This window comes from Streptomyces sp. NPDC059989 (assembly GCF_042736975.1).
Classification (GTDB): domain Bacteria; phylum Actinomycetota; class Actinomycetes; order Streptomycetales; family Streptomycetaceae; genus Streptomyces.
Map to the genome: position 1 here is coordinate 77,608 of NZ_JBHWUO010000024.1, position 12,073 is coordinate 89,680.

At 68.9% G+C, this 12,073-nt stretch carries 12 protein-coding genes; 8 read left to right on the forward strand and 4 right to left on the reverse strand.

The genetic code is table 11. The features are described from left to right. Positions 1-721: 721 nt before the first annotated feature. Complete coding sequence (locus ACFWBN_RS22370; protein WP_385178644.1) at positions 722-1,453, reverse strand: SMI1/KNR4 family protein; 732 nt, start codon at positions 1,451-1,453, stop codon at positions 722-724. 74 nt (positions 1,454-1,527) lie between these two features. Next, on the reverse strand, positions 1,528-2,784 hold the full coding sequence (locus ACFWBN_RS22375; RefSeq protein ID WP_385178645.1) for a hypothetical protein: 1,257 nt from the start codon (positions 2,782-2,784) through the stop codon (positions 1,528-1,530). A 190-nt stretch (positions 2,785-2,974) separates the two neighbouring features. Between ACFWBN_RS22375 and ACFWBN_RS22380 the strand changes: the two genes are divergently transcribed. Both ACFWBN_RS22380 and ACFWBN_RS22385 read left to right on the forward strand, forming a co-directional pair. Then, complete coding sequence (locus ACFWBN_RS22380; RefSeq protein WP_385178646.1) at positions 2,975-3,808, forward strand: hypothetical protein; 834 nt, start codon at positions 2,975-2,977, stop codon at positions 3,806-3,808. Positions 3,809-3,962: 154 nt separating this feature from the next. After that, a complete protein-coding gene (locus ACFWBN_RS22385) occupies positions 3,963-4,682 on the forward strand; it encodes a hypothetical protein (RefSeq protein WP_385178647.1) in 720 nt (239 codons plus the stop codon). 50 nt (positions 4,683-4,732) lie between these two features. On the opposite strand, the gene ACFWBN_RS22390 is transcribed toward ACFWBN_RS22385, so the two are convergent. Then, positions 4,733-5,572, reverse strand: a complete 840-nt coding sequence (locus tag ACFWBN_RS22390; protein WP_385178703.1) for a hypothetical protein — start codon at positions 5,570-5,572, stop codon at positions 4,733-4,735. A 711-nt stretch (positions 5,573-6,283) separates the two neighbouring features. Between ACFWBN_RS22390 and ACFWBN_RS22395 the strand changes: the two genes are divergently transcribed. From ACFWBN_RS22395 to ACFWBN_RS22420, 6 genes are all read left to right on the forward strand, one after another. Further along, positions 6,284-6,946 carry a deoxynucleoside kinase gene (locus tag ACFWBN_RS22395; RefSeq protein WP_385178648.1) on the forward strand — a complete coding sequence of 221 codons (663 nt, stop codon included), beginning with the start codon at positions 6,284-6,286 and terminating at the stop codon, positions 6,944-6,946. Between the two features lie 101 nt (positions 6,947-7,047). Beyond that, positions 7,048-8,508 carry a PE-PGRS family protein gene (locus ACFWBN_RS22400; protein ID WP_385178649.1) on the forward strand — a complete coding sequence of 487 codons (1,461 nt, stop codon included), beginning with the start codon at positions 7,048-7,050 and terminating at the stop codon, positions 8,506-8,508. 62 nt (positions 8,509-8,570) lie between these two features. Then, the gene (locus ACFWBN_RS22405; protein WP_385178650.1) at positions 8,571-9,056 is read left to right on the forward strand and encodes a DUF2975 domain-containing protein; all 486 of its coding nucleotides are present in this window, start codon (positions 8,571-8,573) and stop codon (positions 9,054-9,056) included. Then, the gene (locus ACFWBN_RS22410; protein ID WP_385178651.1) at positions 9,056-9,277 is read left to right on the forward strand and encodes a helix-turn-helix domain-containing protein; all 222 of its coding nucleotides are present in this window, start codon (positions 9,056-9,058) and stop codon (positions 9,275-9,277) included. The genes ACFWBN_RS22405 and ACFWBN_RS22410 overlap by 1 nt, the downstream gene beginning before the upstream one ends. A gap of 38 nt (positions 9,278-9,315) precedes the next feature. Then, positions 9,316-9,909, forward strand: coding sequence for a hypothetical protein (locus ACFWBN_RS22415; RefSeq protein WP_385178652.1), 594 nt, complete (start codon positions 9,316-9,318; stop codon positions 9,907-9,909). A gap of 199 nt (positions 9,910-10,108) precedes the next feature. Then, positions 10,109-10,951, forward strand: a complete 843-nt coding sequence (locus ACFWBN_RS22420) for an SAM-dependent methyltransferase (protein ID WP_385178653.1) — start codon at positions 10,109-10,111, stop codon at positions 10,949-10,951. Between the two features lie 160 nt (positions 10,952-11,111). Here ACFWBN_RS22420 and ACFWBN_RS22425 read toward each other — a convergent pair whose 3' ends face one another. After that, complete coding sequence (locus ACFWBN_RS22425) at positions 11,112-12,008, reverse strand: LysR family transcriptional regulator (RefSeq protein ID WP_385178654.1); 897 nt, start codon at positions 12,006-12,008, stop codon at positions 11,112-11,114. Positions 12,009-12,073 lie beyond the last annotated feature (65 nt).

The following is a 12,073-nucleotide window of genomic DNA, read 5'->3' on the forward strand; positions in this document are numbered from 1 at the left end:
GACCCCGATGTCCACTTCCTATTCGGCGGTTTCCCGGGCTCCGCACGGCACTCTCCCAGTGGGCGGCCGACTTCGACCCGTCGAACTACGGCCGGGATCCCCACGACGAGGCCAACCTCACCTGGACGGCGCTGGCCCGCCGCCAGGGGCAGACCGAACTGGCCCACTCCGCGCTCATACGCTCACCGTACTCGACGGCCCGCCGCCACCGCCGCCTACCGATCAGCTGGCGCTCGATCTCGGTCTACCGCAACCGCTCTGCCCGGCCATCCCTTGGCGGGGGCTCGGACTGGGACTGCGGGTCACCGAGGAATATTTCCTCATCACACAGGCTGCTGTGCCGCTTGGTTTCCACGAGGTGGCCCAGGAAGCCTTCGATAGGGGGATGGCCATGCTCGACGGCTTGCCTCACCCCACGGAGAGTCTGCGCCGGGCTGCAGAGGTTGCGCAGGCGCTGACAGCACCCCGGTGCTGAGGAAGTCGACGGTTCCCGGCGCTGCTGCTGGAGGCGGTGCCCGGATGAAGGGGGCGATGGCCGAGGACCGATCAAGCCGGAGGCTCCACCAGGGAGCCGGATGTTCGCCGACTGCCAGATTGCGGTGTTCGTGCGAACCAGGAGATCACCCGCCGAGCAGCGGGCCGCGGCCGACTGACTCCCCGCAGACGACCGAGCACGATCACTGGCGCCGCGCCGGGCGGCTGACAGAAGTCGGAGCATGATCTACCGGAAGTCGTTCAGCCAATCGCCCGGGAGCAGGTCACGCATGGCGTCGAGGGCTGCTTCGGTGCGGCCACGTGCCAGCAGAGCCGTGCCGTCGTCGTCTCGCAGGAGCACGTCATGGCCCAGGAACCAGCGGATGGCGTGCTCTTCGTCGCCCATCGGATAGGCCGGGAACGGCAGCCGGATGCAATTCCGTTCCAGCAGGTCAACGCCGGAGTCGTCGAAGTCGCTCAGGAAGTCGCAGAGCTCGTCATCGGCCTGCAGGGATTCCGACAGCACGATCTCGATGAAGCACAGGGACAGCCGCTCCAGCCAGCTCTCCCAGTGTTCGGCAGCCTTGTCGGCCAAGTCGGCTCTGATGAAGACGGCAGGGTCTTCGTCCATCAGCTCGTCGAGGAGGATGCCCCAGGAAGAGGCCCCCTGGTTCTCATGCCGGAAGACCAGCGCTTCCTTGGCCTCGTCCACATACAACTCGGACGGGCCGAGCAGGACGTCATGGTTGCCGGTCAGGTCCCGGCGGCGGCCGAGCAGCAGATACGCCTCTCGAAGCGCCGGCGGCAGCCGGAAGCCGAGCCTCTCCTCCGCGGCCACGAGATCCGCCTCGTCCCAGCCGTCGCCATCACCAAGCGCGACCGACCAGTTCGCAACGAACCGGCGGATGAACTCCCAGGCACCTCTGCGGCCTTCAACACCCGCAGCGAGCGCCCGCACCAAATCGAACTCACGTGTCATGCCAGGACGATATCGGGCTCTTCGCAGTTGAGAGTGCAGTCGGGCTGTACGCGCGGCTGACGACCGGCGCTCACTCAGCCGTCCTCGTCGTCGCGTTCCCCTTCGTCCCCGCGCAGACGACGCGCTCGCCCGGCGATCCCGCTGGAGAGTTTGCCCTTTACCGAGCCGGCCCGGTCGAGGGTCTCGTTGCCGAGGCTTCTGGCGGCATCGAGGCCCTTCGCTCCCGTCTCGAGCGCCTTGTCCCTCGCCTCCGCGGCCGCGTCCACCCATCGTCTCCCCTCCGATGACTGGCGACCGGACTCAATCCCGAGCCGCCCGTGGAAGTCGTAGACGCCGCTTGCGACATGGTTGCTCGACTGGACGACAGCCGGAGACTTGGTCGGGTGCAGCAACACCTTCGCGTTGGCCGTGCCGGCCGCCGCATTCATCCTGGCCACCAGACGCTCGGTGCTGCGCGAGATGTGTTCCAGCCGGCCCTGCCGGGCAGCCTTCAGTCCGAGGCGATGCCCGTCCAGCTCCTCCGGAGACGCGTCCAGCACCCGGTCGAGTTCGAGCACGGCCATCGCGTCCTGCAGTTGGAAGCATCGCGCCAGAACAGCGAGCCACTCCCGAACCCTGGACTCGGCTTCCTTGGCCACCGTGGCGAGATCACCGATCTTGGTCTTGCGCTCCATCTTCTCGGCGAGTGCGTCGAGTTGGCGCAGTGCGTACGCCTGGGTTTCCGCGATCGTCGCCGGCGCGGCCTGCACCTTCGACCACGTAACCTCGTCGACCCTGCCCCGCTTCTCTCGGACTGTCACGGCCTCCTCGATGACGAAACCCACTCCGATCACGCGGGCCAACACAGCGTCCTTCTGGGCGCGCAGCACGTCGTCGACCTTCTCTTCGATCGTGGCGAGATAGGCGGTGATCTCGCCCATGGTCTGTTGCATCGCAACCTGCGCCATGATCCCCGCGGCACCAGCAAGATTCGCCGGGTTCGTCAGAGGCGATCGGCGCCCCTTCGCGAACTCGACGAATCCCCTGACCTGGCCCTTGTGCCCCTTCACGACACCTGTACTGAGACCCGTCTTCGAGCTTTCCCTCAGCCCGTATTTCTTGACGAGCTGTGCCGACTCCCGAGTCAGCTTCACCCAGCGACCGGAGTGGGCGGCAATCTCCGAACCTGCCTGCGCGACTACAGCCCCGGTACCGACAACGGACTTGAGCCGTTGCAGTCCGAGGTCCTTCGACGACAGTCCCTCCGAGACGAGGAAGCGTTCGACATCCGCCGCATTCCCGATGACCGCCAGTCCATCACCGTCACTGATCAGCTGAATCTCGTTGTCCATCGCCCGCTCCTGAAGTGGCTTCTCGCAGTTGAGGGTAGTCGGGGTGCGGCGCGGTGAAGGCCGGGCAGGGGCGGAGGCCTTCCGATGACGGGGATCGAGGTGGTGACCCAGACATGGCTATAGCTCGAGGAACGGCGTCCGGCGCACCCTGGATCGGCTCCGGCACGCAGGGCTGACGTAGCGTTCGGGCATGAGCATGCCGCAGCCCCCTGGCCCCTACGGGTCCCCGCAGCCCCCGAATCCGTACGGTGGACACCCGCACGCCCCGCAGTCCTCAGCCCACCCGCACCAGCAGCCGTACCCGGGGCACCCCCACCCGCCGCAGCCGTACCCCGGTCCAGGAGGGTGGGGCCAGCCCCCGATGGGCCCGCCGCCCAAGAGGCGGACGGGCCTGGTGATCGGGATCGTCGCCGGCTCGCTCGTGGCGCTCGGCGCGCTCGGATTCGGCGTGAACCTGCTGACGGGCGCCGGTTCCCTGGCGAGCGGAGCCGGCTTCCCCGAGGCCCAGTACCGGCTCACCGTTCCCAAGACCATGCTGGACGGCAAGTACGAGCTGGTCCAGGACCTTTCGGAGACCGAGGGCAAGAAGGCCCTGAAGGGCACCTTCGACTCGAAGATCCGCAATCCGAAGCCGGTCGTCGGCCAGTACACCTCCAACTCCCCGAAGGGAGTGAGCGCCCTGGTCATTTCCGGGATGTACGGCCAGTTCAAGGACCCCGAGGGCGCCCGCAGGAAGATGCTGGACGGCGCGGCGGACGCCGAAGGCGCGTCCCTGGCGGTCCCCGCCAGGGACATCACGCCCGCCGGTTCCGACGTCACCGTGTCCTGCCAGGTGCTGACCATGAGGCAGGGCGGTGCCGAGAGCTCCCTGCCGATGTGCGCCTGGGCGGATGGGAACACCGGCGCCTCGGTCGGCGTCTTCACCCCGGAGATCGCGCAGCAGAAGCCCGGGTCCGTCGACTTGGCCAAGGTCGCCGAGACCACCCTGAAGGTGCGGGCCGAGTCCCGGCAGCCGATCGGCTGACCGCCCGGGGAGGTGCCGGCAGCGGCGCTCGGCGCGGGTGAGACCCTGAGCGGATGTACGAGACATCCGCCGCTCTGGCCACCGGGCGGTCGCCGCTTCCGAGGAGGCCGATTGGCTGCGCGCACTTGCCGACGACCACGGGATCACCGGGTTCATGCCGCCTGCGCTGCCCGACGCCGCCTGGGTGCTCCACTCCATGTACGAACACGAACTCGGGCCGACCGACATGTCGTACGTCGAGTACCGACAGGCCTTCCTGATCGGCGGCAGCACCGGACCCGAGATCATCCCGGGCCTCGACCCCGCGGAGGTGTTCGTCGACCCCTCGGACGTATTCGCCATGAGCGCGGGCGAGCACCCCGGGCCACGCTGGCGCCGCCTGCGGTGGGCGGAGCTCGCACGGCGGACCGGTGATCCCGTGGCGCCCGAGGGGCACCTGCCCGGCTACGACCTCTTCCCTTCGCTCCGCACCAAGATGACGGGCGGCTGGCCGGTCGGCATTGCGTCGCCGTCCGAGGGCAGCATGGACCGTGCCGACTGGAACCGGCTGGTCGAGATCCTCCTCGAGCACAGTCCGCAGGGTGAGGACACCCGCTGCCTCGCCTACTACACCCCGCTGGTGCTCGGGCTCGAGGAGCAGGATTTCGACAACCTGCGCGTCCGGGCCGGCCGGCTCGCAGACGCCGAGGCCCTGTACGACCACCCCGACGGGGAGTTCACCAGCCCGACCAACTTCTGGGCTCAGGACCGGTCCTGGGTCCTCTGCACGGACTACGACCTGCGGGCCACCAAGGTTGCCGGCCCAGCACCGCTCGTCGATGCCCTCCTCAAGGACACCGAAATCGAGGCCGTACGACTGCCCTGGGCCACCTGATCCAGCCGTAGATCGTGATCGCGCCGCCGGCGGCCGGCGGAGCTCGATCGCTACGCCGGCGGTGCCGGTACGCGGGCGGCGGCACCGGCACAGATGGGGAGGGTCCGGGCAGAGTAGGAACGGGCGGCCGCGATGAGGCCGAAGCCCAGGCCGGCGAAGGCCAGACCGCCGAAGGCGATCATCCAGGTGATCCCGGAACCGGTGGTGAACGCCCCCGACGGTTTCGGCTTCGGCACCACCCCGGTCGCGCTGAGCGAGGCGTAGATCAGCAGGAAGACTCCGTACACCGACAGGCCAACGGAGCTCAACCACGCCGGCAGCAAGGGCAGTAGGCGTGGGACTCGCCGCCCGGAGAGGATCAGGGTCCATCGGGGGAACGCTTGTCCCCAGGGGTAGAGCAGTCCTAGCAGGAGGAAGATCGCGGTCATCGCGGCCAGCACGGTGACATCGATTCCCACCGACGCAAGGTCCTTTGCGAGTTCCGACTCGCCTGCGTTCATCTCCCGCCACCCGTGGGCCGTGACGCCGATCGCATCGCCACCCAGCGTCCAGATGGTCTTGACCCCCGCCCACGGCAGGAGCCCGCACATCAGCAGGAAGACCGCGACCCGGGTTCGCTTCGAGGCGCGGGAGGGGTCAGGGTGGGCGAGCGCACCGTCAAAACCGCCCGAGTGGTTCTGTCCGCACCGAGGGCACCTGCCTCGCATCCGTCGGCGGTACGACACCGCGACGAGGATGAGAAGAGCGGAGCCCACCGCGCTCAACAGGACATGCGCCAGGCCGGTGACACTCTCCACCCCGGAGAACGACGCCAACGTCACGAAATGCGCCGGCAGGCTGACCATGCCCATCACGAACACGGGGACCGTCAGGATCAGTGCCGCTGCCATCGTCACTCGGCCGGGCCTGGCAAGCGTTCGGGTAGTGGCCAGGCAGGCCGCGGCAGCCAGGACGGCGAGGGCCGCCAGGAGGAGCTGGACCGTCGGCGCGTACGCGGCATCCGGCGACCAGGGCACGGTGGCGCCGGATGCGGCCCATGTGACCTGGACTACTGCGAACAACACGCCCCACACCGCGGCCGCGTGCGGTACCCACGTGGGCCAGCGCCGCGCCCACACCCCCCACCCCGCGTCCCGCAACGGCGGGCTGGAGGCGGTGTGGGTGTGTGATTGCGTAGGAACAGCCACCGTGACCTCCGGTTCCGCGTTGCCGACACTCAAGAATCCCCAGCACTCATACCGGTCACATCCGCCGCGCGGGCCACCCGCCTCCCTCGCGTGGGGGAGAAGAGGGGGGCGACGGTGATGGCGCCGGAGAGCGAGGTGAGGAGTGTGCCGGTGCTCTGGCCGGTGTGGGGCGGGGCGTCATTTATGCTTCGAGGCGGCCGCGGGCGGTGGCTCGTCGCTGTACGCGGCAACCGCGTTACGGTCAGTGCCGCCGGTCGGGGAGGGCGCGTCGGGGCCTTCGTCCGGACGGGGAGACGGGGACCACATGACGCCGATCATGAAGATCCCGGGGAATCCAGTGACCGCCGCCACGCGTATCAGCGGTGGGACGCCCAGCCCCCCCGTGAACAGAAGAGCCCCAGGGAGAAGTGAGGTATGCCGGTGATCTGCGTCGGAGGCATGATCGGAATCGGGAAGACGAGCGTGGCCGAGCTGCTCGCCAAGGAGCTGGGTAGCGAGGTCTTCTACGAGAGCGTGGAAGACAATCCGATCCTTCCGCTCTTCTACACGGCGAGCCCCGAGGAGATCCAGGCGAAGCGCTACCCCTTCCTGCTCCAGCTCTACTTCCTGCAGACGCGGTTCGCCTCGATCAAGGACGCGTACAAGCAGGGCGACAACGTCCTCGACCGGTCCATCTACGAGGACTGGTACTTCGCCAAGGTCAACCACGACCTGGGCCGGATCAGCTCCCTCGAAATGCGGGTGTACGAGGGACTGCTCGACGAGATGATGCGCGAAATCGACGGCCTGCCGTACCGCAAGGCACCCGATCTCATGGTCTACCTCAAGGCGGACTTCGAGACGGTGCTGCATCGCATCGGGCTGCGGGGCCGCGATTTCGAGCAGGACGAGAGCCTCGTCGAGTACTACCGGACGCTGTGGTCCGGCTACGACGACTGGGTGCACAAGCACTACTCGGCCAGCGAGGTCCTCGTCGTCGACATGAACCACACGGATGTGGTGAACAACCCCGAGGACGCGGCCCGCGTGGTGCGTGAGGTCAAGGACGCCCTGGCGGAGGCCAGGCTCCGGGCCTGAAGCCGTTCCGCGCGGGTGCGACGAGACACTCGCGTGCAAGGGCCCGCAGCGGACACGGCCATGGGAGCGGGGTCGGCCGCCGGCCAGGCAGGATGGTGCTCATGACATTCGACGACGTGGTGTGGCCGGTCCACGGCTGGGGATCCTTGGGCTACAACCGGGCGGCTCCTGAGGACCTGCTGGTCCGGCTGCTCGACGTTGCTCCCGGTTTCCTGTGGCGCCAGGACCTTCCGGCCGTGGTCCTCGATGCCGCGGTCGCCCACCCTGACCGGAACGTACGGGGCCGGCTCGTCGAGGCGAGACACGACTTGACCGCGGACCAGTGGAACCGACTCCTCCTGGCGGAGACGAGCGGTGCGCGCCGGGCTCTTCTCGTGGAGGCGGCCGTGTGGGCGGGCGCAGCGCTGTCCGTCGCCGAGTGCGAGGCGCTCGCCGCCGACGAGTCCCCGTCGGTCCGGGCCGAGGCCGCCGGGCTGAGCGGACTGCCCGTGATCCTGCTCCGTGCCCTCGCCGCCGATCCCGTTCCCGCCGTCCGGGCCGCCGCCTGCGACCCCGCCTGGCCCCATATCCCACCGCCCGCACGGGAACGGCTGCTCGCCGACTCCGACCAGCACGTCCGTACCGCCGCCCGGCTCCGCCACCACCAGGACCACCCCCTGGATGCGGCCGGCTTCGAGCGGCTCGGTGGCACGGCCGGCCGGGCCCTCGACATCTGTCGCCTCGAGCCCGGACTGGCAACGTGGCTCGCGGCGCACGGGGTTCAGGAAGTCCGGGAGAGGCTGGCGGAGAGCCCCCGTCTCGACCCGGCGGCCATCGCAGTCCTCGCCGAAGACGAGGACGGGGAGGTCCGGCACACCCTCGCCGTGCGGGCCGACCTGACCGAGGAGCAGCGGGCCGCCATCCGCCTCGAATTCGATCCGAGCGACGGGCGCTCGATGGTCCTGCTCTGGGTCGCCGACCTTCACGAAGACCCTGAGGCCATGCGCCGGCTCGCCGCCTCCAGCCATCCCCACGTACGCAGCAGCGTCGCCCGCGCCCGAAACCTGCCACCGGACGTCGTCGCGCGCCTCGCCAAGGATGAGGACCGGGTGGTGCGGCTCTTCCTCGCCGAGTCCTGCGACGACGCGCCGCCGGACATGCTCCTGGAGGTCTGGCACTGGTGGACCGGCAGCCTCAGCTTCCCCGGGCGCCCACGCACCCACCCGAACTTCCCGTGCGCCGGACTCCTCCGCTACGCCGGCGACCCGAACCCGAGGCTCCGCCGACTCGCCCTGAGCGATCCCGAATCCACGCCCGAGCTGGTCGAGGAGTTCAGCCGGGACGAGTCCGAGGAGGTCCGGGAGGACGCGGCGCAGGACCCGAGGCTCGCTCCCTCGGACGCGGTACGCCTGCTCGAGGACCCGGACGCCTCCGTGCGGGCCCTCGCCGCCCGCAATCCCGCCCTCCCGCAGGACGTCCTGCTCCGGCTGCTGCTCGACTCCCACACCGCCGGTGCGGCCGCCGTAAACCCCGCACTGCCCGTGCCCGTGATGCGCCGGATGGTCGACCTGCTGGCGAAGTGAGCCCTTGCTTCATCTATCGAAAATCGATAGATTCCCATCGTGAGTCGATGGAAGGATGGGTCATGGGGAAGCTGACAGTGCGCGCGCTGCGCGCCGTGCTCGCGGTGGTGCTCACCGGCACCGTATTCGTACAGGCACTGATGGTGTGGGCGTTGGCCACCGACCCGGAGGACGGGTCGCTCCCGCTGACCCCGCTGCGCGTGATCGTGATCCTGGGCATGGTGTCGGCGCAGGTCGCCCTGGTCTGCGTATGGCGGCTGGTGACGATGGTGCGACGCGGAACCGTGTTCTCACACGCCGCCTTCCGGTACGTGGACGCCGTGATCGGCGCGATCGTGGCGGCTGCCCTGTTGTGGTTCGCGGTCACGGCCATCAATGCGCCGGGCCAGCGGGAAGACCCGGGCGTCACCGTCATCATGGGCGGAGTGGGCCTGGCCATTCTCGGGGTCGCGCTCATCGTGCTCGTGCTGCGGATGCTGCTCGCCCAGGCCGTCGCGCGCGACGTCGAAGCGGCGCAGATGCGGGCCGAGTTGGACGAGGTGATCTGATGCCCATCGCCGTCGACATCGACGTGATGCTGGCCAGGCGGAAGATGTCCGTGGGCGAGCTCGCGGACCGGGTGGGAATCACGCCCGCCAACCTGGCCGTACTCAAGAACGGCCGCGCCAAGGCGGTACGGTTCGCGACGCTCGCCGCGCTCTGCGAGGTGCTCCAGTGCCAGCCGGGCGACCTGCTCCGCTGGGAGGACGAGGACGCCGCCGAAGGATGACGTCGTCCCAGGGCGGGCATGAGGTCCAGAATCAAGGCATGGACGTCCCCAAGCTGCTGGAAGCCGCTTCCCTGCTGGTGCCCGAAGAGACCGCGACCGAGAACGACATCACGGTGAACGACGTCTGGGACCACCTCGCCCATGACGAGTGGGAAGTGGCTCTCGGCCTGCTGGAGGAACTCGGCGGCGTCGAGCCGCTTCCCCTCGGCTTCTGGGAAACCCTGGCTACAGCCGCCGAGCAGATGCGGCTCGAGACCAGTGCGGCCTGGTGTCATTGGCGCAGCTACGAGACCCGAAACGGCATCATCCGAGCCGACCTCACGCTCCGTCCGGCTGCCGAAGCCCGACGGCAGACGCCCATTGCCGGAGCCGGCGTCCTGAGGCCGATGTGGAACATCGGAAACCGAACCCCGACCGGCGAAACGGTGCTCGACATCGCACGCCTCTGGGTGGAGCTCACGCCCTTCCTGGAGCCGGGTGGGCGAGCCTCGGTACGACTCGCTCCCCTCGATGCCTCACAGTGGCGACATCTTCAGGTCGGCCAGGTGATCACCATGTACGAGGACCGATCCGTGGCCGGAACCGCGGTCATCCTGGACCTTCAGCACCCTGTGAGCCCGCCCACCAGGTAATGCCGGAGAGCAGGGTCCCCGGCTTCCGCGCCCCCGCCGGGGCGGGCCCGGCAGGCGGGGTGGCCGGTTTGGTGTTCCTGACTTCTTGTGGGATGCCCGGCTAATGTCACGGTGAGGTACCTGGGTGGCTTTGAGCAGGCAGGCCGGCAGGCAGGCAGGCAGGCAGGCGGTTCCGGATCCGGACGGCGGGGTGGCGGCTGTGAGTTCTGAGAGTGCGGCGAGGGCCGAGGTGGCGGCGCGCCGCTACTACGGGACGGGTGATGTCGATGCCTTCTATGCCGAGGTGTGGGGCGGGGAGGACATCCACACCGGTGTATACACCGACCGGCACGAGTCGGTCGCAGTGGCCTCCAGGCGGACGGTGGAGCTGGCCGCGGCGAAGGTCGCCGGCCGCCTCGCTCCGGGGAGCACGGTGCTGGACCTGGGCTCCGGATACGGCGGCCCCGCCCGTTACCTGGCCGGGACGTTCGGCTGCAAGGTGGTGGCGCTGAACATCAGCGAATCGCAGAACCACCGCCACCGCCGGACCAACGCCGAGCGGGGCCTGGACGGGCTCATCGAGGTCGTCACCGGATCCTTCCAGGACATCCCCTGCCCCGAAGACCACTTCGACGTCGTCTGGTCACAGGAGGCCTTCTGCCACAGCGGCGACCGCGAACAGCTCCTCGGCGAGGCCGTTCGCGTCCTCAAGACCGGGGGAGAGATGGTCTTCACCGATCTGATGGCAGCCGACACAGCCCCTCCCGACGCGTTGCGACGTGCGGTGGCCCGCCTTGAGGTGGAGGGGTTCGCCACTCCCGCCTTCTACCGTCGGACGATCACTGGACTCGGTCTGAGCCGCATCGACTTCGACGACCGCACCGACCAGATGCTCACCCACTACCTCCGCCTGACCGAGGAGACCGGGCAGCGCGTGGGGGAACTCGGCAGCGTCATCCGCCCCGCCTATCTGGAGGGGCTCCTGGAGAATCTCCCGCTCTGGGTGGAGGCATGCCGCAGCGGCCTCACGAGCTGGGGAATCTTTCACTGCCGCTACCCGTGACAGCGGCCGTCCAACGATCGGCAGCGCCGCCGACGGTGCCAGGCGCAACCCGCTGGGCCGGTGGGCACAGACCTCGTCCCACGGCCCAGCGGGTTCAACCAGAACACACAGCCGGCACCCGCAACCATCGTTGCGGCGCGGCTTCGCGCGGGGCTGCGGCTCAGGCCCACATCTGGGCGCTGCGCAGGAGCTGGCTGTGGACCTGTGAGAGGCGGTAGTCGGCCAGGGTTCCGGACTGGACCACCAGGTATAGGGTGTTGATGGGTGGCAGTTCCGGTTCCAGGAGGGTGACGAGGGCCCCCGAGGAGAGGGCGGCCGAGCACAGGCAGCGCGGCAGGACCGAGATGCCCGCCGAGGAGATGACGGCGGACATGACGGCGCGCAGGTCCGGTACGACGACGCTGGGCGCCGCCGTCGGCGTGGCGTCGAAGACGTCCTTCCAGTACTGCCGGATCAGCGGCAGCGTTTCGGCGTACGCGATGAGCGGGGCCTTGGAGACGAGATCCACGTCGTCCTCGGTCACCCCCTGCGGGAACATCTCCTGTGCCATCGAGGGCGAGGCGGCGAGAATGAGTTCCTCGTCGGCCAGGGGGGTCGCCTCCAGTCCGCGTCTACGCGGCCGGATCGTGGAGACGACCAGGTCGAGGAAGCCCTCGGAGAGGCGGTCGAGGAGTTCGTAGCTCACTCCGACCGACGTCTTGATGTCCATTCCGCCTGCCGCCAGCCGGGATAACGCGGGCATGAGCCGTGCGGCGGCCAGTTCCGGTGTTGCTCCGATCCGGAGCGGGCGGTTCTCTTCCCCGTCGCCGAAGTGGCGGCCGATGGCGATGCTCAGGTTCTTCAGAGAGTCCTGGACGTCCTTGGCGAGGACGGTCGCGCTGGGTGTGGGCACGACCCCTCGCGGGCTGCGCTCGAAGAGCGGAAGGCCAAATTCCAATTCAAGTCCCCGGACCTGCTGGGTCACGGTGGGCTGGGTGATCCCCAACTGGCGGGCCGCCTTGGTGAACGACCCCGTGTGGTAAACGGCCATGAATGTTTGGAGCCACAGCAGTTGCATAGAAGGCCGCTCCCCCGGTCGGCCTTGTGCATGGCGCGCCCTGCGGCGTGTTCCATGCTCTCTCC

Excerpts from the sequence above, each read along its gene's own strand:
- ACFWBN_RS22370 (WP_385178644.1), bottom strand. The coding sequence starts at position 1,453 with ATGACACGTGAGTTCGATTTGGTGCGGGCGCTCGCTGCGGGTGTTGAA.
- ACFWBN_RS22375 (WP_385178645.1), bottom strand. The coding sequence starts at position 2,784 with ATGGACAACGAGATTCAGCTGATCAGTGACGGTGATGGACTGGCGGTC.
- ACFWBN_RS22380 (WP_385178646.1), top strand. The coding sequence starts at position 2,975 with ATGAGCATGCCGCAGCCCCCTGGCCCCTACGGGTCCCCGCAGCCCCCG.
- ACFWBN_RS22385 (WP_385178647.1), top strand. The coding sequence starts at position 3,963 with ATGCCGCCTGCGCTGCCCGACGCCGCCTGGGTGCTCCACTCCATGTAC.
- ACFWBN_RS22390 (WP_385178703.1), bottom strand. The coding sequence starts at position 5,572 with ATGGCAGCGGCACTGATCCTGACGGTCCCCGTGTTCGTGATGGGCATG.
- ACFWBN_RS22395 (WP_385178648.1), top strand. The coding sequence starts at position 6,284 with ATGCCGGTGATCTGCGTCGGAGGCATGATCGGAATCGGGAAGACGAGC.
- ACFWBN_RS22400 (WP_385178649.1), top strand. The coding sequence starts at position 7,048 with ATGACATTCGACGACGTGGTGTGGCCGGTCCACGGCTGGGGATCCTTG.
- ACFWBN_RS22405 (WP_385178650.1), top strand. The coding sequence starts at position 8,571 with ATGGGGAAGCTGACAGTGCGCGCGCTGCGCGCCGTGCTCGCGGTGGTG.
- ACFWBN_RS22410 (WP_385178651.1), top strand. The coding sequence starts at position 9,056 with ATGCCCATCGCCGTCGACATCGACGTGATGCTGGCCAGGCGGAAGATG.
- ACFWBN_RS22415 (WP_385178652.1), top strand. The coding sequence starts at position 9,316 with ATGGACGTCCCCAAGCTGCTGGAAGCCGCTTCCCTGCTGGTGCCCGAA.
- ACFWBN_RS22425 (WP_385178654.1), bottom strand. The coding sequence starts at position 12,008 with ATGCAACTGCTGTGGCTCCAAACATTCATGGCCGTTTACCACACGGGG.